The sequence below is a fragment of the Veillonella sp. ZSJB6 genome (assembly GCF_051549505.1).
In the GTDB taxonomy this organism is placed as follows: Bacteria; Bacillota; Negativicutes; order Veillonellales; family Veillonellaceae; genus Veillonella.
Map to the genome: position 1 here is coordinate 137,958 of NZ_JBPUGE010000002.1, position 24,404 is coordinate 162,361.

Annotated in this window: 22 protein-coding genes, 5 tRNA genes and 1 pseudogene; 1 reads left to right on the forward strand and 27 read right to left on the reverse strand. The window is 40.5% G+C overall.

What is annotated here, in order from left to right; all coding sequences use genetic code 11:
• Positions 1–122: 122 nt before the first annotated feature.
• The 23 genes and pseudogenes from rplA to hcp all read right to left on the reverse strand — a co-directional run bounded on the left by rplA (position 123) and on the right by hcp (position 18,865).
• Entirely contained in the window at positions 123–833 is a 711-nt protein-coding gene (gene rplA / locus ACSV5T_RS03290; RefSeq protein WP_119207245.1) for a 50S ribosomal protein L1, read from the reverse strand.
• 76 nt (positions 834–909) lie between these two features.
• A complete protein-coding gene (rplK, locus tag ACSV5T_RS03295) occupies positions 910–1,335 on the reverse strand; it encodes a 50S ribosomal protein L11 (RefSeq protein WP_004693535.1) in 426 nt (141 codons plus the stop codon).
• 103 nt (positions 1,336–1,438) lie between these two features.
• A complete protein-coding gene (nusG, locus tag ACSV5T_RS03300) occupies positions 1,439–1,975 on the reverse strand; it encodes a transcription termination/antitermination protein NusG (protein ID WP_005385471.1) in 537 nt (178 codons plus the stop codon).
• Between the two features lie 12 nt (positions 1,976–1,987).
• Entirely contained in the window at positions 1,988–2,209 is a 222-nt protein-coding gene (gene secE / locus ACSV5T_RS03305) for a preprotein translocase subunit SecE (protein ID WP_005385468.1), read from the reverse strand.
• A gap of 41 nt (positions 2,210–2,250) precedes the next feature.
• Positions 2,251–2,400 carry a 50S ribosomal protein L33 gene (gene rpmG, locus ACSV5T_RS03310; protein ID WP_004693530.1) on the reverse strand — a complete coding sequence of 50 codons (150 nt, stop codon included), beginning with the start codon at positions 2,398–2,400 and terminating at the stop codon, positions 2,251–2,253.
• A 269-nt stretch (positions 2,401–2,669) separates the two neighbouring features.
• Positions 2,670–4,907, reverse strand: a complete 2,238-nt coding sequence (locus ACSV5T_RS03315) for a nitric-oxide reductase large subunit (RefSeq protein ID WP_438320296.1) — start codon at positions 4,905–4,907, stop codon at positions 2,670–2,672.
• 176 nt (positions 4,908–5,083) lie between these two features.
• The gene (gene tuf / locus ACSV5T_RS03320; protein ID WP_039968974.1) at positions 5,084–6,271 is read right to left on the reverse strand and encodes an elongation factor Tu; all 1,188 of its coding nucleotides are present in this window, start codon (positions 6,269–6,271) and stop codon (positions 5,084–5,086) included.
• Between the two features lie 244 nt (positions 6,272–6,515).
• Positions 6,516–6,592, reverse strand: a tRNA-Met gene (locus ACSV5T_RS03325).
• A gap of 5 nt (positions 6,593–6,597) precedes the next feature.
• Positions 6,598–6,673, reverse strand: a tRNA-Thr gene (locus ACSV5T_RS03330).
• 32 nt (positions 6,674–6,705) lie between these two features.
• Positions 6,706–6,781 (reverse strand) — tRNA-Met (locus ACSV5T_RS03335).
• A gap of 5 nt (positions 6,782–6,786) precedes the next feature.
• Positions 6,787–6,871: transfer RNA gene (locus ACSV5T_RS03340), tRNA-Tyr, on the reverse strand.
• A gap of 10 nt (positions 6,872–6,881) precedes the next feature.
• Positions 6,882–6,957: transfer RNA gene (locus ACSV5T_RS03345), tRNA-Thr, on the reverse strand.
• Positions 6,958–7,143: 186 nt separating this feature from the next.
• Positions 7,144–7,793: pseudogene (locus tag ACSV5T_RS03350) on the reverse strand (undecaprenyl-diphosphate phosphatase).
• Between the two features lie 74 nt (positions 7,794–7,867).
• On the reverse strand, positions 7,868–8,332 hold the full coding sequence (brxF, locus tag ACSV5T_RS03355) for a BREX-3 system P-loop-containing protein BrxF (RefSeq protein WP_285363792.1): 465 nt from the start codon (positions 8,330–8,332) through the stop codon (positions 7,868–7,870).
• Positions 8,333–8,360: 28 nt separating this feature from the next.
• Positions 8,361–9,770, reverse strand: a complete 1,410-nt coding sequence (locus ACSV5T_RS03360; protein WP_438320297.1) for a hypothetical protein — start codon at positions 9,768–9,770, stop codon at positions 8,361–8,363.
• Complete coding sequence (hypB, locus tag ACSV5T_RS03365) at positions 9,767–10,420, reverse strand: hydrogenase nickel incorporation protein HypB (protein ID WP_438320298.1); 654 nt, start codon at positions 10,418–10,420, stop codon at positions 9,767–9,769. Before hypB ends, ACSV5T_RS03360 begins: the two co-directional genes overlap by 4 nt.
• A 15-nt stretch (positions 10,421–10,435) precedes the next feature.
• Positions 10,436–10,777, reverse strand: coding sequence for a hydrogenase maturation nickel metallochaperone HypA (hypA, locus tag ACSV5T_RS03370; protein ID WP_005385455.1), 342 nt, complete (start codon positions 10,775–10,777; stop codon positions 10,436–10,438).
• The gene (locus tag ACSV5T_RS03375; protein WP_156720017.1) at positions 10,770–11,597 is read right to left on the reverse strand and encodes a bifunctional 5,10-methylenetetrahydrofolate dehydrogenase/5,10-methenyltetrahydrofolate cyclohydrolase; all 828 of its coding nucleotides are present in this window, start codon (positions 11,595–11,597) and stop codon (positions 10,770–10,772) included. Before ACSV5T_RS03375 ends, hypA begins: the two co-directional genes overlap by 8 nt.
• A 118-nt stretch (positions 11,598–11,715) precedes the next feature.
• Entirely contained in the window at positions 11,716–13,683 is a 1,968-nt protein-coding gene (locus ACSV5T_RS03380; protein ID WP_438320380.1) for a penicillin-binding transpeptidase domain-containing protein, read from the reverse strand.
• On the reverse strand, positions 13,683–15,101 hold the full coding sequence (locus ACSV5T_RS03385; RefSeq protein WP_438320299.1) for a CCA tRNA nucleotidyltransferase: 1,419 nt from the start codon (positions 15,099–15,101) through the stop codon (positions 13,683–13,685). The genes ACSV5T_RS03380 and ACSV5T_RS03385 overlap by 1 nt, the downstream gene beginning before the upstream one ends.
• A 68-nt stretch (positions 15,102–15,169) precedes the next feature.
• Complete coding sequence (gene sdaAA, locus ACSV5T_RS03390) at positions 15,170–16,042, reverse strand: L-serine ammonia-lyase, iron-sulfur-dependent, subunit alpha (protein ID WP_438320381.1); 873 nt, start codon at positions 16,040–16,042, stop codon at positions 15,170–15,172.
• 11 nt (positions 16,043–16,053) lie between these two features.
• Positions 16,054–16,716: an L-serine ammonia-lyase, iron-sulfur-dependent subunit beta gene (sdaAB, locus tag ACSV5T_RS03395; protein WP_105094194.1), complete on the reverse strand. Its 663-nt coding sequence runs from the start codon at positions 16,714–16,716 to the stop codon at positions 16,054–16,056.
• Between the two features lie 583 nt (positions 16,717–17,299).
• Positions 17,300–18,865, reverse strand: a complete 1,566-nt coding sequence (gene hcp, locus ACSV5T_RS03400; protein ID WP_119206931.1) for a hydroxylamine reductase — start codon at positions 18,863–18,865, stop codon at positions 17,300–17,302.
• A gap of 274 nt (positions 18,866–19,139) precedes the next feature.
• Between hcp and ACSV5T_RS03405 the strand changes: the two genes are divergently transcribed.
• On the forward strand, positions 19,140–19,865 hold the full coding sequence (locus ACSV5T_RS03405; protein WP_438320300.1) for a Crp/Fnr family transcriptional regulator: 726 nt from the start codon (positions 19,140–19,142) through the stop codon (positions 19,863–19,865).
• 125 nt (positions 19,866–19,990) lie between these two features.
• On the opposite strand, the gene ACSV5T_RS03410 is transcribed toward ACSV5T_RS03405, so the two are convergent.
• From ACSV5T_RS03410 to ACSV5T_RS03425, 4 genes are all read right to left on the reverse strand, one after another.
• Positions 19,991–21,832: an LPO_1073/Vpar_1526 family protein gene (locus ACSV5T_RS03410; RefSeq protein ID WP_105089719.1), complete on the reverse strand. Its 1,842-nt coding sequence runs from the start codon at positions 21,830–21,832 to the stop codon at positions 19,991–19,993.
• A gap of 9 nt (positions 21,833–21,841) precedes the next feature.
• Entirely contained in the window at positions 21,842–22,393 is a 552-nt protein-coding gene (locus tag ACSV5T_RS03415; protein WP_105089720.1) for a TIGR01440 family protein, read from the reverse strand.
• Between the two features lie 265 nt (positions 22,394–22,658).
• The gene (locus tag ACSV5T_RS03420; protein ID WP_005385442.1) at positions 22,659–23,219 is read right to left on the reverse strand and encodes a Fe-S-containing hydro-lyase; all 561 of its coding nucleotides are present in this window, start codon (positions 23,217–23,219) and stop codon (positions 22,659–22,661) included.
• A gap of 19 nt (positions 23,220–23,238) precedes the next feature.
• Positions 23,239–24,081: a fumarate hydratase gene (locus ACSV5T_RS03425; RefSeq protein ID WP_039968967.1), complete on the reverse strand. Its 843-nt coding sequence runs from the start codon at positions 24,079–24,081 to the stop codon at positions 23,239–23,241.
• Between the last annotated feature and the right edge of the window lie 323 nt (positions 24,082–24,404).

The window sequence follows — 24,404 nt, forward strand, 5'->3', positions numbered from 1 at the left end:
AAAAACGACCCCATCGCACGCGATGAGGTCGAACTAGTCCTAGATTATCTAGTGTCAGCCTCAGCGGGCGGATTTTCATCCATTATACATACCAGCCGTCTACAGCTAAGAGACATATGTGATTATTGCTCTTTTGTAACGTTGCTCAATTTGAACACGTTCAAAGGCACACCAGGGCCCATTGTAGCGGACAAGGTTACAGATTTAATGTATTGACCTTTAGCTGCTACAGGTTTAGCCTTGATAATAGTATCAACGATTGTACGGTAGTTGTCAAGTAATTTTTCTTCATCGAAGGACGCTTTACCGATGGAGCAAGAGACAATACCTGCTTTATCAGTACGGTATTCGATTTTACCAGCTTTGATTTCGTTTACTGCACGAGCAACGTCTGGAGTTACTGTACCAACTTTAGGGTTTGGCATCAAGCCTTTAGGACCCAAAATTTTACCAAGACGGCCAACTTGACCCATCATGTCTGGTGTAGCAACTACAACGTCGAAGTCGCTCCAACCACCTTGGATTTTAGCTACTAACTCTTCAGAACCTACGAAATCTGCACCAGCTTCTTCAGCTGCTTTAATGTTGTCGCCTTTTGCGAATACAAGAACGCGTTTAGTTTTGCCAGTACCATGAGGCAATACTACTGCACCACGAACTTGTTGATCAGCGTATTTAGGGTCGACATTCAAGTTGAAAGCGATTTCAACTGTTTCATCGAAATTTGCAGTTGCAGTTTTCTTAACCAACTCGATTGCTTCTACTGGTTCGTAGAACTTACCAGCTTCAATAAGTTTTACTGCCTCAGCGTATTTCTTACCTACTTTTGCCATTATAATATCCTCCTTATGTGGTCAAACGGGAATTCCCTCCCACCGATTTGCGCCTTATGCGCAAGTCGTACGCTTATTAGTCAACGATTTCAATGCCCATGCTGCGAGCAGTACCTTCTACCATGCGCATACCTTGTTCTACGGTATTAGCATTCAAGTCAGGCATTTTCAATTCAGCAATTTCACGAACTTTATCGCGACCTACTTTTGCTACTTTATCACGGTTAGGTACACCAGAACCTTTTGGAATACCTGCAGCTTTTTTCAACAATACTGCAGCTGGTGGAGTCTTAGTGATGAAGTCGAAGCTACGATCTTCATATACGTTAATAACTACTGGGATAATTAAGCCAGCTTGTTTAGCAGTACGTTCGTTGAATTCTTTTGTGAAAGCAACGATGTTAACACCTGCTTGACCTAGTGCAGGACCAACTGGTGGTGCTGGAGTAGCTTTAGCGGCTTCAATTTGTAGTTTTACTTGTTTAACTAATTTCTTAGCCATGGGTAATTAAACCTCCTATGCTTATACTGTGGTGGTAACGGATATACATCCTCCCACTGGCAACCAAAATCGATTGCTCTTTTTTAGAGTTATAATATATATATTAAAGAGCTTTCTCAATTTGAGAGAACTCTACCTCTACCTCGGTATCTCGGTTGAACATTTCCACATTAAGTTTCAATGTTCCTTTTTCAGGGTTAAGTTCGGTAATAACACCTAGTTTATCTTCAAAGGCCCCGGACGTAATGCGTACCGTTTCACCAACTTCTACATCGATGTTGATGCTTGGTTTCTTATCCAAGCCCTGAGACTTAAGTATATGTTCTACTTCGGAATCAGAAAGTGGAACTGGTTTTGTGGCAGAGCCAACGAAGCCTGTTACACCTGGTGTGTTGCGTACAACATACCAAGAACGGTCGTTAACTTCCATTTCAACCAATACGTACCCAGGAAATATCTTACGTTTTACTACTTTTTTAACCCCATCTTTTTCGTCAATTTCGTCTTCAAGAGGTACCAAAATTCGGCTAATCACATCTTGTAGACCCATAGACTGAACTTTAAGTTCAAGAGTGGTTTTAACTTTATTTTCGTAGCCTGAATAGGTATGAATTACATACCACTTCTTATCTGCTTCCATGAAATGGCCCCCTTATCCAACAAAGTGCAACAACGTATTAAAAAGTTGGGCAAAGACTGCATCAAGTACATAAATAATAAAGGCGATGAAAATCGTCACTAAAAATACTACTATTGTGTAATTGATGAGTTCTTTTTTTGTTGGCCAGACTACTTTTTTTAGTTCAGCTTTCACACCGCGGAAGAATTTTCCAAATCCACCACGCTGCTGCACTGCTGAGTTAGACTTTGCCATTGTTTCACATCCTCAAATCAACAGGTAATGAATGATAAGAATTATTTTGTTTCACGGTGTAATGTATGTTTACCGCAGAATTTGCAATATTTCATCATTTCAATACGATCAGGATTGTTCTTTTTATTCTTGTTCGTTTGATAGTTACGTTGTTTGCAATCTGTGCAAGCTAAAGTAATGGCATTACGCATCCGGATACACCTCGCTTTTTATTTACTAATCTGTCTCTTGTACTCGAAAACGCTCGACTACATACTAAAGAAATATATCATACGTAGCAAGCGATGTCAAGAATTTTGAGCAACTCAAAAAAGCCAGGCACATGTACCTGACAGGGATAGTATAACAAAAAATGGCGTTCCTTGTCTAGAAAGGAACGCCATTAATATGGTAATAAATTATCACATATTTTTCATACAATTTATGCCGTTAATGCATAGAATTATAATATGCCTGTCAATTAGGATTTCTTCGGAAATAGAACTTTCACAATTTGCCAGAAGAATGCTACGGCACCAATGATTAGTATTGTATCACCAATCATACGAAGCCAACGCAAGGTTTGTAACAATGGTTGTTGCATGAATTCTTCGCTACGTGCAAACCACAAACCATGTGTGATACTTGCCCACGCTTGGATAAGACCTATCGGCAATAAGCTGATGAGCACCATTAAGGCAAGGCCTATATTGAGAGCCCAGAACCCGAATTTCATCAATTTATCGTTGAATTCTACTTCAGGTCGAATGTAACGAGCAATAAGGAATACAAAGCCTAAGCTTAAGAAACCATATACGCCAAACAATGCGGTATGTGCATGTACTGCAGTTGTATTAAGACCTTGAATGTAGAACAAGGATACTGGCATATTGATCAAGAAGCCGAAGACCCCTGCACCAACAAGATTCCAGAAGGATACCGCAATGAAGCAGTATACAGGCCATTTCAAACGATGCATCCAAGGTGCGCTGTGAAGACGTGTATAGTTTTCAAAGGCTTCATAACCTAATAGTACAAGTGGTACTACTTCCAATGCGGAGAAGGATGCGCCTGTTGCCACAATAGTAGATGTAACACCTGTAAAGTATAGATGATGGAATGTACCAGGAATACCACCGATAAGATAAATAGCACCAGAGGAAATGGCTGCCACTGTACCGGCACGATATGATACAAGCCCTAGTGTAACAAAGATAAATGCCATCAATGTAGTAGAGAATACTTCGAAGAAGCCTTCTACCCAAAGATGAATTACCCACCAACGCCAGTACTCCATAATTGCCAAATGGCTATGTTCACCATAGAACAAACCTGGGCCATAGAAGATACCTACCATGATAACAGAGAAGATAAAGGCAGCAATAAGATTTTTATCCCCCTTCTGTTTGAAAGCGCCAATAATGCTGCGTATCATGAGTACAAGCCAGAATAGAATACCAATGTATTCAATCCATTGCCAGATACGACCAAGCTCAATATATTCGTAACCTTGGTGTCCGAGAAGGAAATTCCAGGCTGCTGGAATTTGATGCGCTACACCTAAGTATGTGCCACCGAAGGAACCAACTACGAGGACTACAAGCGCCCAGAATAAAATATCTACACCTAGCTTTTGATATTTAGGATCCTTACCACCATTAATAATTGGTGCCAAGAATAAACCAGCACTTAAGAATGCCATAGCAATCCAGAACAAGGACGCCTGAATATGCCATGTACGGGCAATAGAATATGGGAAATATTGAGCTAAAGGAATACCATAGAACGCTTGACCTTCTACAGTATAGTGAGCAATGATACCACCCATCCCCAATTGGAATAAGAACAATGCTAGGATTGTAAATAAATATTTTCCTAATGAACGTTGAGATGGAGTTAAGGTAATCTTGCTAATTGGATCTTCTGCTGGTGGAACCAATGCATGTTCGTCGTCTTTCTTACCAAAGGACCACAACCATACAACTACACCTATGCCACATAATAAAATGATGACACTCACAACAGACCAGGCAACACTTTCAGGTGTTGGATTATGATCCAATAACGGTTCATGTGGCCAGTTATTAGTGTATGTCGCATCTGTACCAGGACGTTGGGTAGATGCCATCCACGTAGTCCAGAAGAAGAAACGAGCCATATCAATACGGTCTTGTAACTCAGGCAATGTATTGTCCTTCATTGCAAAATGATCACGAGTCAATGTCAACTCTGGATTATCACCATAAAGTTCAACAAAATAACGACCTGTAATATTCATCGCCGTAATGCGCTCTGGAGATAAAACCACGGTTCCATCATCGCGAACTGCACTACCTAGATATTCTTCTTTTACCACTTCTTTAACTGCTGCTTGTTGTGCAGGTCCCAATTGATTATAAAGAACACCAAAGGCCTCTTGCGACTTAATATCCAACATTATAGATACTTCTTTATGCAACCAATCTGCTGTCCAATCAGGTGCTTGATAAGCGCCATGACCTAAAACCGTCCCCACAGATTGACCACCTGTAGATTGCCATGCCGATTGACCATGTAAAATATCTTCCTTAGTGAACAAGACTTGTCCATCTTGAGATACATATGCAGTCGGCACCGGCGGTGCTTGATGATACACATCAGTACCTAGATAACCAAGGATTGAAAAACCAATGATAAGTACGGCTACTACAGCTATCCAATACTTTTTGTATTCACCCATCACTTTACCTCCTTTTCTAAAAAACACAAAAGGAGGGCTTTTGCCCTCCTTAAGATTATAATAGCACCAGTCAAAGATAGTTTCTGTATCTTTGGTTACAAATGTAATAAACAATATATAAATTAACATAAAAATAGGACCCCATTGGGGTCCTATTTTTTATAAAAGGCTACTAATTAACCTTCGATTTCAGTTACAACGCCAGCGCCTACTGTATGGCCACCTTCGCGGATCGCGAAACGAAGACCTTCTTCGATAGCGATTGGAGTAATCAATTCGATATCCATTGTTACGTTATCGCCAGGCATACACATTTCTACACCTTCAGGAAGGTTTACAACACCTGTTACGTCTGTTGTACGGAAGTAGAATTGTGGACGGTAGTTGGAGAAGAATGGAGTATGACGGCCACCTTCTTCTTTAGTCAATACGTAAACTTCTGCTTTGAATTTTGTATGTGGGTTGATGGAACCTGGTTTAGCCAATACTTGACCACGTTCGATGTCTTTACGGTCAACACCACGAAGCAACGCACCTACGTTGTCACCTGCTACTGCAGAGTCCAAAGTTTTGCGGAACATTTCAAGACCAGTTACTACGTATTGTTCAGCTTTTTCTTTCAAGCCTACAACTTCTACTGTGTCGCCTACGTTTACTTGACCACGTTCAACACGGCCAGTTGCTACTGTACCACGACCAGTGATTGTGAATACGTCTTCCACAGGCATCAAGAAAGGTTTGTCAGTATCACGAACTGGTGTTGGGATGTAGGAGTCTACAGCGTCCATCAATTCGTCGATTTTAGCTACATATTGAGCGTCGCCTTCCAAAGCTTTCAAAGCGGAACCTACAACGATAGGTACTTCGTCGCCAGGGAATTCGTAGGAGGAAAGAAGTTCACGAACTTCCATTTCTACCAATTCGATCAATTCTTCGTCGTCAACCATGTCAGCTTTGTTCAAGAATACTACGATTGCAGGAACACCAACTTGGCGAGCCAACAAGATGTGTTCGCGAGTTTGAGGCATAGGGCCGTCAGCAGCGGAACATACCAAGATAGCGCCGTCCATTTGAGCTGCACCAGTGATCATGTTTTTAACATAGTCAGCATGGCCTGGGCAGTCAACGTGTGCATAGTGACGGTTAGCAGTTTCATACTCAACGTGTGCAGTGTTGATTGTGATACCACGTTCACGTTCTTCTGGAGCTTTATCGATGTTGCTGTAATCTTGGAATTCAGCTTGGCCTTTTTCAGCCAATACTTTAGTGATTGCAGCTGTCAAAGTAGTTTTACCATGGTCAACGTGACCGATTGTACCGATATTAACATGCGGTTTCGTACGTTCAAATTTTTCTTTTGCCATTAGGAATGTATCCTCCTTCACAAAAAACAAATTACATTCTAGTATTAATATAATATATTAACCCTAATTTATCAATGGAATATAAGATTCCCCTACACATTATTATACCATATATACAAAAGCTTCTAGAAATACAATTACGATAGGTAAACAAAAAAAGCTGATAAATGTAATTTCTACACTTATCAGCTTCAATTATTATTTTATGGAGAAAATAAAAAATCCTCACCAATGTGAGGTTTAATGGTGGCGGCACACGGATTTGAACCGCGGACACACCGGGTATGAACCGATTGCTCTAGCCAACTGAGCTATGCCGCCATGTATGGAGCTAGTGACCGGGATTGAACCGGTGACCTTATCCTTACCAAGGATACGCTCTGCCGACTGAGCTACACCAGCACAATGAACGATCATTTCACTGTGAATTTTTGTGGTTGCGGGGACAGGACTTGAACCTGCGACCTTCGGGTTATGAGCCCGACGAGCTACCAACTGCTCCACCCCGCTATAAATGGTGGAGGGAGAAGGATTCGAACCTTCGAAGTCGAAGACGGCAGATTTACAGTCTGCTCCCTTTGGCCGCTCGGGAATCCCTCCAAAAATAAAATGGAGCTGGCGATAGGAATTGAACCCACAACCTGCTGATTACAAGTCAGCTGCTCTACCAATTGAGCTACGCCAGCATCATTACGACAAGATGTATTTTATCATCCGCCTCACTAAGTGTCAAGAACTTTTTTAAAAACTTTTTTGAAGTTTTTATTGTTCACTGCGGTATCCCTTAGTGCTTAATCATAATAACATGAAACGATACCCTATGCAAGTATTTTTTCTAAACTTTTTAAACTTCATTTTTTCCTCATCGGCAATCATAGATAAAGGTAGATAATCGCTAGTATAGCAACAATAATTCTATAATATCCAAAGGAGGATAATGAAGAGCGATTTAAATACCATAAAAATACTTTTACAGTAATATACCCTACTATATACGATACTAATGTGCCAATGGCAAACATAATAATATCCTTTAGATTTAGTAAATGAATTACCCGTAACAAATCATATACACAAACAATGATCATAACAGGTACAGCCATGATAAAAGAAAAATCAGCAGCAGCTCTACGAGTGCATCCAATCAACATGCCTCCCGCAATGGTCGCACAAGGCCTACTATGACAGGGATAGGCCCAAATAGATCCCCTTTAATAATATATTGTAAAAGATAGCCCGCTGTTAATACAGGTAGCACACCTGCCCCAATATGTAATAGAGATACGCCACGAGTTTTAATCCAATTCTTCCGTTTTAAAAAGCTATTAAAGGTCCGTCTATAATGTGTATATATAGCAAGAATGGCGCCAATTTGAATAAACACTTCAAATACATCGGCATGGGCACCTTCAAAATTAAGTATATGCCCGATAATAATCATATGCCCTGAACTAGATACAGGAATACATTCTGTTATACCTTCTATAACACCTAAAATGAGGGCAATTACATATTGTTCCATGATATCACCTACCTATATATGTGGTCATAACGCATGGCAATATATAATGCCCTCATCAATCAATATAGCTTTAATTAATCAATAACCATAACACGTTCAGGTTTAGTAACTGTTACAACCGCATGTTTTGGATCATTATTGTGTTCTAAGTATAATTGATCACCTTCGAGATGACCACGCCAACCTACAACAATCGGATATGTTTTACTAATAGTCTTTAATAGTTCAAGAGGATTTAAATTTAAAATCGGTGCAAACAACACATTAATACCATCAATGAGCACCACTTCTGTATCACTACGACTTAATGCACGGCGAATTACTTCTTCTGCCAGTTGTGGTCTTTCATCACGAGGTACCAACAAAAATTCTTCTTCAATAAGTTGTTTCGCTTCTAAGTACTTCCAACCTTTTTGCTCAGACAATTCACGAATTAGCAAACTTTTACCAGAACCAGGACCACCAACGATAAACAATATGCGTTCATCATCACCTTGAATTTGTTCCCAACGTTCTCTTACATCTTGAACAGTAACCATATCCCTTGCCTCCTCGCTGTGACCAATCCTACTTAACTGGACGGTCAGATAACATAACGGATTTGATATATTGGTTTTTATCATCTAGGGCAAACTGCAAATATGAGTCGCTTGCCGCTGGATTTTTATATTCATATACAGTAGATGTGCCCGCATTTGTTGTAGATTCAACAATACGAGTAGGCATACCATATACAAAGAGCAATAAGTATTTAGTATCCCCCATCGCAATACCGCGACGAGTAGGTGTGTAAATATTTAATAGAACACGATTGATGAGATTTTTTTTATCAACACTTACACCATATTCGTTATATCCAATAAAGGTGGAACCAAACAACATGCCTTGATGTTTCCAGTCGTTATTTGGATCATTAACAAAATGATCATTTAATTTATAGCCACGCAATACAAAATCATCAGCAGTCAACTTACCAGCTTCGAAATCATATACTGGAGCTTTAGGTAATCCAAATCTTGGCCATACTTGACCACTAATCATATCAACAGCTTCTACATTGCTTTGTTTGATGGTGAAAGCAATATATTCTTTCTGTTGTCCTAACATAGATTGTTGTTGGCTATTATTATTTGTATTCTCTATCGAGCGGTTAAATTCCTTTTTTCGAGGCAATGAATTTTCGGAATGACCTTCATAAAGGAAAATATAACTTTCATTTTTCAAGTCACGCCACATCGCATTAGGACTGCCATAAGCAAATACTAATTCCATGCGCGTACTACCCACACCTATATCGCGTACAGTACGGGCGCCTTTTTTCGTACTATGAATATTAGTAATAGTATTTGGCTCAAAGAAATAGGTAGCCCCTTGACCGCGCAATTGATTATTTATCAATCGTTCTTGAGCAGGCCCCGTATATACGGTTACCTCCAAGTCTTTCATATAGTACGTCGTAAAGTTATCACGCACTACCGTTTTTTCTACATCTTTAGGTGCTACAAACTGATCACCTAAGCGGTACCCATCAATGGCATAATCATCTTCAGACCCTATGGTTGGTAAATTATTAGCCGTATAGGACTTGCCGATATCCGCCAAATTATTTTGCGTTACACTAGGCAAGGATCCTTCATTTTCGCTAGCTGCTTGCCAAAACTGTATGGAATCACCAAACTCGGTAACTGCCATTTGTTCGGCCAACCAACCTGTTTTGGTGTTTTCCTTCTTTATTTTTGTATCAATTTTAACGGCTTTAATCGGTGCATTATCTATATACGCAACAGAATTAGCCGCATCAGGTTCCGTCGTTTCTACAGGTGCAGCAGTAGCTGCCGCATCATTTGTATCCTCTGTAGCTTCTACAGCCGTTGGTTTCACTGTGGAAATAGCCGGCTCTGCCGCATATCCTACCGATGTAGCAGATAGGCCTACTAAAAGTGCCGCTACGATACGGCTCTTAATAGAATGATTCATCGATTACTCTCCAATTGCGCACGCAACCATGTCAACCATGGCTCTAACCCATTATGGGCCGTGCAACTTACTTCAAAAATCTCTCCTGTTGGATTCAAATTACGTATATCTTGTATGGCCTTATCTTTTTTGAAAGGTACATAAGGCAATAAATCTATCTTATTAATGAGGATAGCCTTTGACTCTTTAAAGATTAATGGGTATTTAAGAGGCTTATCCTCACCTTCAGTAACAGATAATACAGTTACCTTCATGCTTTCACCAATCTCAAATTCTGCAGGGCATACAAGGTTACCTACATTCTCGATAATGATCATATCCAGTTCATCAAGATTTAAATCACCTAGTGCATCTTGAATCATTTGTGCATCAAGATGGCAACCTCCCACTGTATTGATTTGAATAACAGGAACGCCTAATTCATGAATCCGTTCCGCATCCTTAGCAGTAAATAAATCACCTTCAATAACAGCAAAGCGGTAATCTTTTTTCAAATCATGTAAAGTTGCCTCTAACAGAGATGTTTTACCAGCCCCTGGAGAACCTAATAGATTGAATACAAAAATATTTTTTTCCTTAAACAACTGTTGTAAGGACTCTGCAATGGCATCATTTTTTGCCAATACATTAGTTTTAACTTGAACTTGCATATCCTAACCTTTCTATCAATCGATATCCATAGAGGTCACTTGTAGTTCGCGGCCACCAATGGTTTGTACAAAATGACTGTCACAATAGGGACAGATAAACTTATAATTTTCTACAGGAAATGTTTTATCACAATCCAAGCACTTTCCTTCAATAGGAATCGTGTTAATTTCTATACGAGAACCTTCTGCGGCAGTCCCCTTTGTAACGGCTTCCCAGCAAAATAGGAGAGAATCTGGCTCTACTCCACTCATAAGGCCCAAATCGAGTTGTACGGAATGGATCACAGATGCATCGTGTTGGCGTAACGTATCGAGGGCTACATCAAGTATTCCTTCTGCTATAGACATCTCATGCATGGTATGCCTCATATACAGCTTCAAGCATCATAGTAGTCGTTACAGATCCTACACCACCAGGCACTGGAGTAATTGCTGACGCAATATCTTTTACCGCTTCATAATCAACATCGCCTACCGTCTTACCTTCTAGTTCATTAATGCCTACATCGATAACAACAGCACCTGGCTTAATCATATCTGCTGTAATCATATGAGCACGACCCGCTGCAGCAATAACGATATCGCCTCGTTTTACTTGCTCTGCCAAATCAGGAGTTCTAGAATGGCACATTGTAACAGTACCATGTGCACCAAGGGTCATAAGAGCTACTGGTTTGCCAATAACTTGGCTACGACCGATTACTACCACATGTTTCCCCTCTACCGGAATATCGTAGTGATTTAAAATTGCCATACACGCCTTAGCAGTACAAGGGGCAAAACCACCTTTGCCTGCAGTTACAAGGCCAATATTATACGTAGTTAAACCATCGATATCTTTTTTAGGATCTAGCATATCGATAAGAGCCTCTGTATCAATGTGTTTAGGCATCGGCATTAACGGTAAAATTCCATGAACAGCCGCATCATTATTTAATTCTTGCAATGCTGCCACCACTTCATCCTGTGTAGCCGTTTCAGGTAATTGTTTTAATACAAAGCCATAGCCAAAATTCTTTGCTGTCTTTTCCATAAATGTAGCATACATATGAGCACCGTGGTCTTCACCAACGAGTAATACTGCCATAGTAATTACAGAGTCGCCTACTGCTGCAACTTTTTCTTGTAAAATCGCCTTGTGAGCGTCTGCTACTGCTTTACCGCGTAATTCGATCATAAGTATCTCCATTCATTCAAACTATTTATAAAATAAGGTGCCTCCTGAGAGGCACCTAAGTCTCTTATTCTATTATATAACGAACTGTCTATAATTTCTAATTATGACCGAATTCGTTTTATCTGCGGAAATGGACAGTAATTGCTGTACCAGCCTGAACAGTTGTACCGCTACTTTCATCTTGAGATGTAGCCGTACCAGTTCCATCCGGTTTAAAGGCAAGTCCCGCCTTATGTAACCAATCACGTACTTCACCATAAGTAAAACCAGTAAAGTTAGGCAATGTAACAGAACCATCACTTCCCGGTTTTGGTTCAGGTAATGTATTAGCAGCTTTAACAGCTACTGGTGTACTTTCTTTAACATACGGACTCATTTGGTAATACCGTACAAGCTGAGATACGATGTCCTTAAATACAGGGGCTGCAATTTGGCTACCATAAAAAGAACCCTTTTGTGGGTCATCAATAACGACAAGAACTACAAATTTTGGATCCTCTACAGGGCCAAAACCAATAAAGGACGCAATGTATTGTCCGTCGAGATAACCGCCATGTTTGGTATCTAGTTTTTGCGCCGTACCAGTTTTACCGCCGAAGTGATAACCTTCTACCATCGCTTTTGTACCGCCACCTTCGGATACTTCTTTTTCTAGAATATCTACAATGGTTTTAGCGGTTTCCGCCGGAACTGGTTGTCCCACAACAGATGTTTCAGTCGTACTTGTTACATCGCCTTGAGAGTTACTATAAGACTTGATGATATGTGGTTTCATCATAGCCCCACCATTAGAAAGTGCACCAAAGGCGCGAACCATTTGTAATGGTGTAACCGCAATACCTTGACCGATGGACATAGTCGCAACGTCTAGCTTACTCATATCCTCTGGATTATACAAAATACCTGCTCCTTCACCAGGCAATTCAATACCTGTTTCAGAGCCAAAGCCATAATCACGTACATATTTCGAGAGAATATCTGCACCTGTTAATGTACCAATTTCAGCCATACCAGTATTAATAGAGTACTTCAAAATATCTAGCAAACGAACAGGACCATATCCCTCACCATTCCAGTTTCTAATGATATGTCCATTGGCAGCGAAGGCCCCTTTATCGTTATACACAGTGTCTAACTTCCATTTGCCTGCTGCAAGAGCTGCAGATGCAATAATAGGTTTGAATGTAGAGCCTGGTTCATATAAATTGGTAACCGCAATATTTTTGAAAGCCTCTTCACCACTTTGGTTGTAGTTATTAGGATCATAACTTGGACGATTGGCCATCGCTAATATTTCACCGTTCTTTGGATCCATAACGATAACGCTGGCATGCTTAGCTCCTGTATCAACCATCGCCTTATCAAGAGCGCGTTCTGCAATAAATTGAATTGTTGCATCGATGGTTAAGGTTACGCTTTTACCCTTATCTGGTAAAAATTTAGATAATACGGAACCAAAGATGGCATTCCCTTTATTATCAGTAGCTACAATTTCTTGTTGCACGCCACCTTTTAGCTCGTCATCAAGAACCATTTCTAGCCCATCAAGACCTTTATCATCAGTGCCGACAAAGCCTAATACTTGTGCCGCTAAGACACCATTTGGATAATAGCGCTTAGATTCTTCAACGAAATTGAGGCCTGCAATATTATTATCCTTAATAACTTGTTGTACCGCTTTTGATTTATCTGCATCCATCATACGATTCAACCAGACAAAGGCGGTATCCTCTTGCAAAGCTTTCACAATATTCTCTTTTGACATCGTTACGTACGGTGAGATGAGATCCGCAATCTCTTGAGGAGACTGTTTAATCATCTTCGGATCCGCATATAAAGATTTTGTAACTACACTCATCGCCAAAGGCTTGCCATTACGGTCATAGATTGTACCGCGCGGCGATTGTAATTTTCTATCTACTTGAACTTGTAATAAGTTTTTCTTCTCTAGGTCAAAGGTATCAAAGACCTGTAACTGTGCTAAACGCCCGATAAGGACGAAGGCAACGGTCATGAGTATGGCAAGGCACCATGTAGTGCGACTCCAATCACTCATGCGTAGTAACGCTTTATTTAATAACTTCATCATTTCTCCACTGGACGGCGTAACTTATGGTCTAATGCATCATATAGTGCATCTGGTTCATTAGGAATCACTCCATTTTGCACCTGACCTAATAAATACTGCAATCCTTCCCCCACTTTTTTCCCTGCAAGCTGAATAACTCGTTCATCATAGTTTAAGTCCTTTGTATGGATAGGCATCTCTAAACTAAGGTCCGCCATACATTCCCCAAAGGCTAATGTACCATCAGTCGATGCATAGGGCTTCCCACAGCCTAATACATCGGCAGCACAAACCTTAGCTAATTGCTCCCATGCGGTCCGCATAATTTGACTATCCCGGAACTCACCACTGCGAGCCTCTTTACGGATCCACTTTTTCTCATTAGCTTCTCCATTTTGTACAAAATAGTGAAAGCGCATGTGATTTTTCACAATCCAAGCTACGCGGCGCACAAAGGCTTTCGGATACCCTAAACGAGTAAGCAAGGTCTCTGTCATCTCAGAGCCTAATGTATCATGGCCACGATCGGTCAATCGGCCGTTAATAACAGCTCGCACCGTAGGCATCCCCTTCGCCACATCGTGTAATAGAGCACCCCAACGCAATGTTAAGTCTGGTTCTGTATGAGAGACAACGGCTAATGTATGATACCAACCATCAAATTCATGAAAGTCTTTTTCTTGTGGTAAATTCACAAGATGATATAGCTCCGGTAAAATGGGAACTTCACGAGCCATCCCATTTTCTACGACGCGGCAAGAGCACTCGGCCAATCGCGATTGTACCAATACATCAAGGCCTTTAGCTACAGCGGGCGCTAGCATCAATCGGTCCAATTCACTACGAACTCGTTCGAGAGATAATCCAGATACACGATGAAATGCCTTTGGCATAGCCTCCAATAATTCTTTACTAGGTAAAAAATCCAGTTTTGCTACAAAGCGACAAGCTCTAAATAATCGCAATGCATCCTCTTCAAAACGTTTCTGCGGATCGCCAATAGTGCGCAACGTTTTATGCTTAATGTCTCGGCGTCCCCCTACTAAGTCTATGACCTCACCATAGCGGTTCATAGCCATGCCATTAACCGTGAAGTCACGGCGCAGTACATCTTCCTCTAAGGTATCGGCATAGGCTATTTCTTCCGGCCGATGACTATCTGCTCCATATCGCTCTGTTCGATACGTAGCGATTTCATACTGCTTACCTTCTAATGTTGCCACCACAACACCAAAGGATTTACCCACAAGGTCTGTGGTTTGAATATCATGACTGCGGAGAACTTCAATGACCGTATCAGGACGTGCAGACGTCACAATATCAAAGTCATGAGGCTTTTGATGCATCAAAATATCGCGCACTGCTCCGCCAATGATATAGGCTTCATAACCGGCTTCTTCTAATACAGTCAATATTCGATTGGCTTGTTCCATCATGCACGCTCCTTTCTGAACTAGTCTAACCTTTATTTTACTACAAATGAAAGCATGAAAAAAGTGCAATCCTATAAGGATTGCACTCGTTCTGCAATAGCTGTACCCGTCGGTGTTACCGCAAGGCCGCCATCACTTGTTTCACGCAATGCTGCTGGCATAGCGCGCCCGATATTATTCATTGCTTCAATAACTTCATCTGGTGGAATTTGACTTTCAATATTCATCAAAGCCAATTCAGATGCAGTAATGGCATGAACTGCATAGAAACCATTACGTTTAACGCACGGTACCTCTACAAGCCCTGCTACTGGATCACAGGCAAGGCCCAATAAGTTTTTCATACACAATGCGATAGCATGTCCTACTTGACGAGGCGTACCACCCATCATTTCTACGATGGCACCGGCAGCCATACAAGCGGCCGTACCAATTTCTGCTTGGCAACCGCCAACGGCACCGGCCACACAAGCGCGATTCGCTACGACATTGCCAATGCCAGAGGCAGCCAAGAAGCCCTTTACCATAGTTGCTCTATCTAGCTTGTAATGGTCCGCTACTGCTTTCACCGCACCAGGCATAACACCACAAGATCCAGCCGTAGGGCACGCAACAATGCGGAACATCTTTGCATTTGCTTCATTAACAGCAATAGCATAGGTCATAGCCTTGTACGCAATATCACTCATAAATCTTGGTGCTTGGCCATTAAGCTGTGCCGCCTGACCACCGGACATACCAGATGCCGTTTTATCAGTATATGCAATACCATCTTGGATAGACATTTCAAAAATATCTAAGCGATGCTCAATTTCTCGAATAACCGCTTCTTCATTGCGGTCATAATTCTCTAATTCATAACGCAGTACTACATCGCCGAAGGAAATATGATTCTCCTCAGCTAAGCGAATAATATCTGCAATTGTATCATATGCATAACTCATCATTCGCCCTCCTATAACGCTTCAAAGGTCATCACATCTTGAATGCCTGGACACTCGCGCATAAACTGAACGGTAATAGGATTTACTACTGTATCTGTAGTAATGACCATCACTGCATCCTTGTGCTTACCCTTCCGAAACACGCGCATGGTAGCGATATTAATATCGGACTCACTCAATGCTTGGCTCACCAAAGAGATGGCACCAGGTCTATCTTCATGGAATACAACAAGAGTAAACTCATCGCCAGTAATAGACATATCATTGCCATCTACTTCGGTAATCATAATTTGACCGCCCCCAAGAGATCGACCAATCACAGTCATATGACGATTATGTTCATCGTACATATCAAAACGAACCACATTAGGATGACCTACATCAAGAGGAGACTCGATAAAGTTATACTCCATGCCCTCTTTTTCAGCTAATTTATGAGCAATGCGAATATTCGTATCATCCTCTTTAAAACCTAATAAGCCCCCAATCAAGGCACGGTCTGTACCATGGCCTTTATAGGTCTTAGCAAAAGAGCCATATAAGGTTAAATCTACCTTTTTAGGTGTGGAACGAAAAATGCATCGCGCCATCTTACCTAGCCGCGCAGCACCAGCTGTATGCGAACTAGACGGGCCAATCATAACAGGCCCTATAATATCAAAAATACTATTCATACACGCCTCTATATACACATAAACAATGTGAAAATCTTACTTTACCTATAGTATAACAATCGATATTGATAGATGTCTATATGCACATTAGAGACATAATTGTCTTTTGGAAAAAGACTATATATGTGGCGCAACACATTCCCTTACCCTCACTATTCTTGTGAAAGCTATTTTATGAGTTTGTATATTGATGAGACTTATGTTCCACAAACGTTTTACTAATGGGCACCACCTATTGAGAACAGAAACGCGTCTATCTCCCAGCACATACTATTTTGGGAAAATCTATCAAAGAAGTAGTATATTGATGGGACGCCTTCTTATCTACAGTTATAAAAAGGAAGGACTATACTTATGCAGCGACATCAGGTCACGAGGAGCAAAGAAGTATAGTCCTTCCTTTTTAACTAAGTTGTAGATACGAAACAGGGCCCCATCAATATACAGCCACTAAGATATAGCTTTCAAAAAAATAGTAAAAAACGCACCTTAGGCGAACCTAAGGTGCGTTATTTATAACAACAGTCCTAAATCATAAAAGAGAGGGGAAGTAGGACTGTAGTTAATAAGTTAATGGATCCTATTAGCCCAAGATAGCTTTCATGTCAGCTTCTGGAGTTGTAATTGGATGCAAGTTGAATTTTTCTACCAAAATGTTCAATACATTGCTGGAGAAGAATTTAGGCAAGGAAGGTCCGATGTAGATGTTGCGGATACCCAATGCCAACAATGTTAACAAGATACATACCGCTTTTTGTTCGTACCAGGACAATACCAATGTTAATGGCAAGTCGTTTACGTCACATTCAAAAGCACCAGCCAAAGCTACTGCTACTTGAATAGCGGAGTAAGCATCGTTACATTGACCCATATCAAGGATACGAGGGATGCCACCGATTTCGCCGATGTTAAGGTCGTTGAAACGGAATTTACCACAAGCCAATGTCAATACTACTGTATCATCTGGAGTTTGTTTTACGAATTCTGTGTAGTAGTTACGGCCTACTTTAGCACCGTCACAACCACCTACTAAGAAGAAGTGTTTGATTGCGCCAGCTTTTACAGCGTCGATTACTTTATCAGCAATGCTCAATACTGTACCATGACCAAAACCAGTAGTTACTTCGTGACCACCGTTGATACCAGTGAATTCTTGAGCTTCTTTGTAGCCGCCCAATTCGATTGCACGGTTGATAACTGCGGAGAAGTCTTTAGTACCGTCTTCTTTTTCTTCGATGTGTGCACAACCGTCGAAACCTACCATATCTGTAGTGAAGATATTTTCTCTGTAGTTTTCTTTTGGTGGCATAATGCAGTTTGTAGTGAACAAGAATGCGCCAGGAACGTCAACGAATTCTTTTTGTTGGTTTTGCCATGCAGTACCGAAGTTACCTTTTAATTGAGGATGTTTTTTCAATTCAGGGTAAGCGTGGCAAGGCAACATTTCACCATGAGTATAGATGTTTACACCTTTACCATCAGTTTGGATCAACAATTGTTTCAAGTCGTGAAGGTCATGACCAGTTACAACGATGAAAGGACCTGGTTCTACAGTCAAAGGTACTGTAGTTGGTACTGGTGTACCGTAAGATTCTGTATTAGCTTTATCAAGAACAGCCATACATTTCAAGTTGATTTCGCCGAATTCCATCAAAAGACCAAGCCATTCTTCAGCGCTGTGATCTTTCGCCATTTCTACTAAACCTTTAACGAACCAAGCGTCAACGTCAGCATCATGGAAACCAAGGCGAGCAGCATGCCATGCGTATGCAGCCATACCACGCATACCTAACAACAATGTGGAACGAAGAGATACGATATCTTCTTCACCTTTCCACAATTGTTCCCAATCGAAGTTTTGTTGAGTGCTGTCCACTTGTGCATGGTAAGCGTTTACTTCGTCGATGAACGCTTGAACGCGATCTTCAGAGAAGTTAACGTTTGTTACACACATGAACAAACCACGCATTAAATAATCGATACCTTCTTTAGTGTGGCCTTTTACGTCTAAAGCGCGAGCCAAGCCAACTAAAGCAGCAGTTAATTCGTCTTGTAAGTTAGCAACTGGTGCAGTTTTACCACATACACCTTGTACAGTACAGCCGCCTGGTGCAGCAGATTGTTCGCATTGATAACAGAACATGCTCATTTAAAAATCCTCCTTTGCGAGACTTCCTCGCATTCAAGCTAGATAATATAAAACCTATACATTACACTGATGAATTATCAGGTGTCTGATTGATTACATTTGAAAGTATAACGTAAAGGTGATACAATTTCTGTAGCTTGAGCAACAAATAAAAAACTTTTTCAAAATTTTTACCTAGCTCCCCTTGTGGAACAGGTAGGTCATTTGACCTTATACTATTATTATACAATAATCATTTAAATTTACTATAGACTTCGTCACATCGGAGGTGCTCATGAAGCAAATACTTTCAAATGATATTATCAACCAATATCTACCTACCCTAATTAAATGTCCTTTATTTAATAAGCTGGGCGAACCTGAACTACGCAGCTATTTACATAATGCGAAGGTTATTGTGCATAGCTATAAGAAAAATGATTTTATTGCCCTCTCTGGGGATCCTATGGAAGGCATTGGGGTTATTCTTGAAGGCAGTGCCTTGCTCACACGTGAAAATGTAATGGGCCAACGGGTCATCATGGCAAACCTTGAACAATCCGATATTTTTGGTGAAGCATTGCTATTTAGTAAACAACCACTATGGCCTGCTACTATTAAGGCTACAAAGGTAACCAAGATTATGTTCATCCCTCTCGAAACATTTATCGATACATTGCCAGATTGCCAACAATGCCAAACTAAAATCTTATCTAACCTATTAGAGGATTTATCTGAAAAGGCCATCCTTTTAACAAGAAAGGTTCATTACCTAACACTTAAAGGGATGCGCGAAAAGATTTTTGCATACTTAACAGATATTTATAAACGCCAACAATCTACAACAATTCATCTACCGCATAACCGCGAGCAAATGGCAGAGGTGCTAAACGTATCACGCACAGCACTTAGTCGTGAGCTCGGTCGACTTCGCGATGAAGGTATTATCGATATTACAGGTCGTACTGTAACGTTAAAAGATATTGAAGGAATTGAAGAATTTGGTTTTAATAGTTTCTAACATGTAACCAAATCGTCATTTCTAATAAATAATACAATTATTCGTTCTAACATATAATCAAACGAAAAAGGTCTCCCTAGATCATCTAGGGAGACCTTTTATAGTTTAATTATTTTCTTTGGTTATTAGAACCAATGAGATAAATCGAATTCTTCACCAATAGTTGCTTTCACATGAGCTCGGCCTAAGTAAAGACCTAGTAAGGTTAAGCTGATTTTAGACATCGGCGTATGATCAAATACATCCGCCAAATCTAATAGAACTGGAGAAATATCATCCATAATATCACGTGCTTCTTGACCTCTGAAAGCAGTCGGTTTACTCTTCATAAGCGCAATGAGATCACGTTGAACCATAGAATCAGAAATGCGAGTTTGTCTAAAGAAACGAGGTGCTAAAGACTCGTCAACCAATGCCAATTTATAAAGATTAGAGTTCAAGCTACGCACCACATAGCGTGGATCGACGCCATGACCATCAGTAGCACGGAAGAGTTCCTCCTTGGAGAAGCCACGATAGTTAAACACAAATGGATAGGAATTGGATAACACTTGAGCTAATGTAATTGGTTCACGTTCCTCTTGCGTACAGCGTAAGTAATCTAGCTGACGATAGAAAGAATTGTTTTGAGGCAAATCAGAAATGAATGGCTCAATATATTTTTCTACATAATGTTGGAAGTGAATCAATCCATAGTTATTAGAGTTTCTAGAGTATTGTAATAATAGGGTCAATGCCATGACTTGGAAATGACCTAGCGTTAAATGTGGCAATACGCGTAATGCATCAAAGGCTACAAGGTACGGAGTACTAGACTTAGGTGATTGTACTACATCCAGGAATGCACCTAACGCAGCGGATTTCATCCACTCTGTATTCGTAGCGGCATAGGCCTTTTGCATACTCATCAAGGCTTCTTGAATAACAATATTGTCTAGAAGCGCATTAACTTCAGCTAACTTGGTAATATTAAGAGCTGCTAACGCATCTCTTGTAATAGATTCCACATAATGTTGTGTATCGCCATGTAATACACCAAAAGCATGAACAAATGGTGCAATCGCCAACTCAACACATTTATCTTCATGTGCTGCTTTAGCCCATTGCCCTGTAGGTACCTCTTCTTCAACCATACTAGCTGCCGCCAATTGCGCCTCTATTTCAGAAGCGTCAAACAAGCGTGTTTCATCCAATACAGATGGACCTTCTGCTGTTTGTACCTCATCAGCACCACCAATCATTTGCGTAACATCTAAATTCTCAGCTTCATCAGCTTCTAATGCTTCTACAGATTCGCCCATAGCAATCGTATCCTCTACGGAATTAGCACGATTACGAAGTTCATCTGTTACGGCATCGAGAACAATGGTCTTATCCATCAATGGAGTAGCATTATGTTCAACATTTTGAAGTCTATTATCTAAAACTGCCGGCATTACAATAGTTTCATCCATACTAGGTGTTATTGGACTAGATACTGGCACCTCTTGGGAAGCAGATTCTTGTTGGATAGATTCACCAGAAACAGTTGAATCTTGAACAGGTTCCTGTTCTTCCAAGATTGGTTTAACAGACTCTGTCTGAGTTGACTCTGCTTGATGACCTAAGGCTAATGAATATCCTGTAGAGGAATTTTCAACATGTAATTGATTCCCATCTCGTCGATTATAGGATGTATCTTCATGATCCACCATAGATTCAGAAGCTTCGGAATCCTTATTGTCATCCATAATGGAGGCTGTATATACATTGGTTCCACCTTCATGTGTAACCGTTACATCCCCAACCTTGGATTCATTAACCGATTTTTCTTTATGATGTTCATCATTAGTCTTAGTAACAGATCTATCACGATGCTCATGATTCGCTTGGCTTTCACCATCATTACGATTAAAAACGGCGTAACAAATAGCAAAAAATCCGAGCGCCACAACGGCTAATACAAAATACGGTATTACGTTTGACATACTAACCCCCTACATCAACGCTTCATTATATGCAGCACGTTCACCACCAATGCTCTTAGGTCGAACACGACAAGCTGTTACATGGGCCCCACCAATTTCTTTAATGCTGAGGCGCACTGGTACGGTAACATGTTTCATATGCATGCCTATAAAAGTATCCCCAATATCGATACCAGCATCAGCTTGAATAAATTCAACCATCACTGGATCTTCAAAACGTTCATAAGCAGTAACAGCCATAGCTCCACCTGCATGACGTTGAGGCACTACATTAACCTCTTCCTCCCATGTTACCGCGCTACGTTCCATAACAAGCGCACGGTTAATATGTTCGCAGCATTGAACAGCTAAATTAAGGCCTTTAGCTTTAACTGCTTTATATATCTCATCAAATAAGACCTGAGCCACATCAATGTGGGAATCAGTACCTATTTTCTTACCCATAACTTCGCTAGTGGAACAGCCCACAACGAATAATTGACCTTCTCGAACCTTTGCCAAATCGAGTAATTCAGCCATCGCTGTGCGCACTGACTGACGAATAGTTTCTACAGAAGTCATGATATCGCCTCACTCACTTTGAATGTATAAATCTATATGTATATTATCACAAAATGGACAGAATCGGTAGACTTTACTCTACGCAATACAAGTGAACATTACATAAGACTATAGTAATTATAAAAGTAGTTTTATTTATTACTATCATACTAATAAACAATGTAATAATCATTAAATATATACATTTACAGTGATACATATAGATTTTCTACAAATAAAAAGAGGCTTGCAAATGCAAGCCTCTTTTAATCACTCAACGGTGATATTAGATTTTTCTGTAAGGTTTTTGACCTTGTTCGTAGAAGTTGTTACCTTCAGTATCGCCAACTACGATGCAAGGGAAATCTTCAACTGTCAATTCAGCCAAAGCTTCTGGACCAAGTTCACCATAAGCAAGTACTTCGTATTTTTTGATGGATTTTGCAATCAATGCTGCAGCGCCACCAACTGCTGCGAAGTATGTGCAACCATTTTTCTTCATGGATTCAACTACTGCTGGTTTACGGGAACCTTTACCGATCATGCCTTTGATACCTTGATCAAGCATTGTTGGTGTGTAAGCGTCCATACGACCAGAAGTTGTAGGACCAGCGGAACCAATTGGGTCACCAGGTTTTGCAGGTGTTGGGCCAAGGTAGTAAACGAATTTGTTAGTCCAATCGATTGGTAATTTTTCACCGCGTGCTAAAGCTTCAGTCATAACTTTATGAGCAGCGTCACGAGCGGAGTAAATTTTGCCAGTGATAAGTACGCTATCACCAACTTTTAATTTACGGGAAAACTCTTCATTATATTCTTCAGTATTAATGCGAATTGTTTCAGCCATTGTAATTACCTCCTACCGATTAAAGTACTACGTGTTTATGACGAGCAGCATGACACATAATAGTAACAGCAACAGGAAGGCCGGCGATATGAGTTGCACCCCATTCGATGTTTACACCGATACAAGTTGTTGTGCCGCCCAATTGTGGACCGATACCAGTTTTGTTAACCATTTCCAAAATTTCTTCTTCCAATTTTGCATACTCAGGATCTTTGTGAGGAGTGCTAATATCGCGAAGCAAAGCTTTTTTGGACATAACAGCTGCTTGGTCCATAGTACCACCAATACCTACGCCAAGTACGATTGGAGGGCATGGGTTAGGGCCAGCATGTTTTACGATTTCAAGAACTGCATTTTTAACGCCTTCAACGCCATCTGCAGGTACCAACATAGCTACGTCAGATTTGTTTTCGGAACCGAAACCTTTAAGTTCTACGTTGATTTCTACTTTATCGCCAGGAACGATATCGATGTAAATGATTGCAGGTGTATTGTTTTGAGTGTTTTTACGGTTGAACAATGGTTCTGCTACAACGGATTTACGAAGGTAACCTTCTACATAGCCTTGAGCAACACCTTCATTGATAGCTTCTTTAAGATCGCCACCAACAAAATGTACGTCTTGACCTACTTCTAAGAATACCAATGTCATACCAGTATCTTGGCAGTATGGACGATCTTCAGCATCAGCAATTTCAGCATTTTTGATGATTTGATCGAGAACGATGCAACCAACTGGAGACTCTTCTGTTTCACGGCCTTTTTTCAAGCCTTCATAGATGTCTTTTGGCAAGTGGTAAGCTGCGTCCATACACATTTGACGGACTGTTTTTGTGATTTCAGATACTTGAATCTCGCGCAAGATAATCCCTCCTCAGGAACATAGTTGAATATTAATTCTAATTACCGTGAGATAACTTTTTTCTCTCAAGTACAATGAGATATATGTATCTCATATACATCGAGATTAACTCTATGCATCAATCGTAACACACAATATACAGGCTTTCAACGGCTCAACTATACAGTTTTCTCAATGCTTTTTCATATTTTGAGAATAATTTTCATGAATATTGTTGTATATATTTCGGCATGTCACCATCACTTTTTTACCATTTCCCGCATCCCAAAAATCGCTTCAGCGATGTGATAAAAGTCATAGTTAATCATAGGTTAAAAGTATTT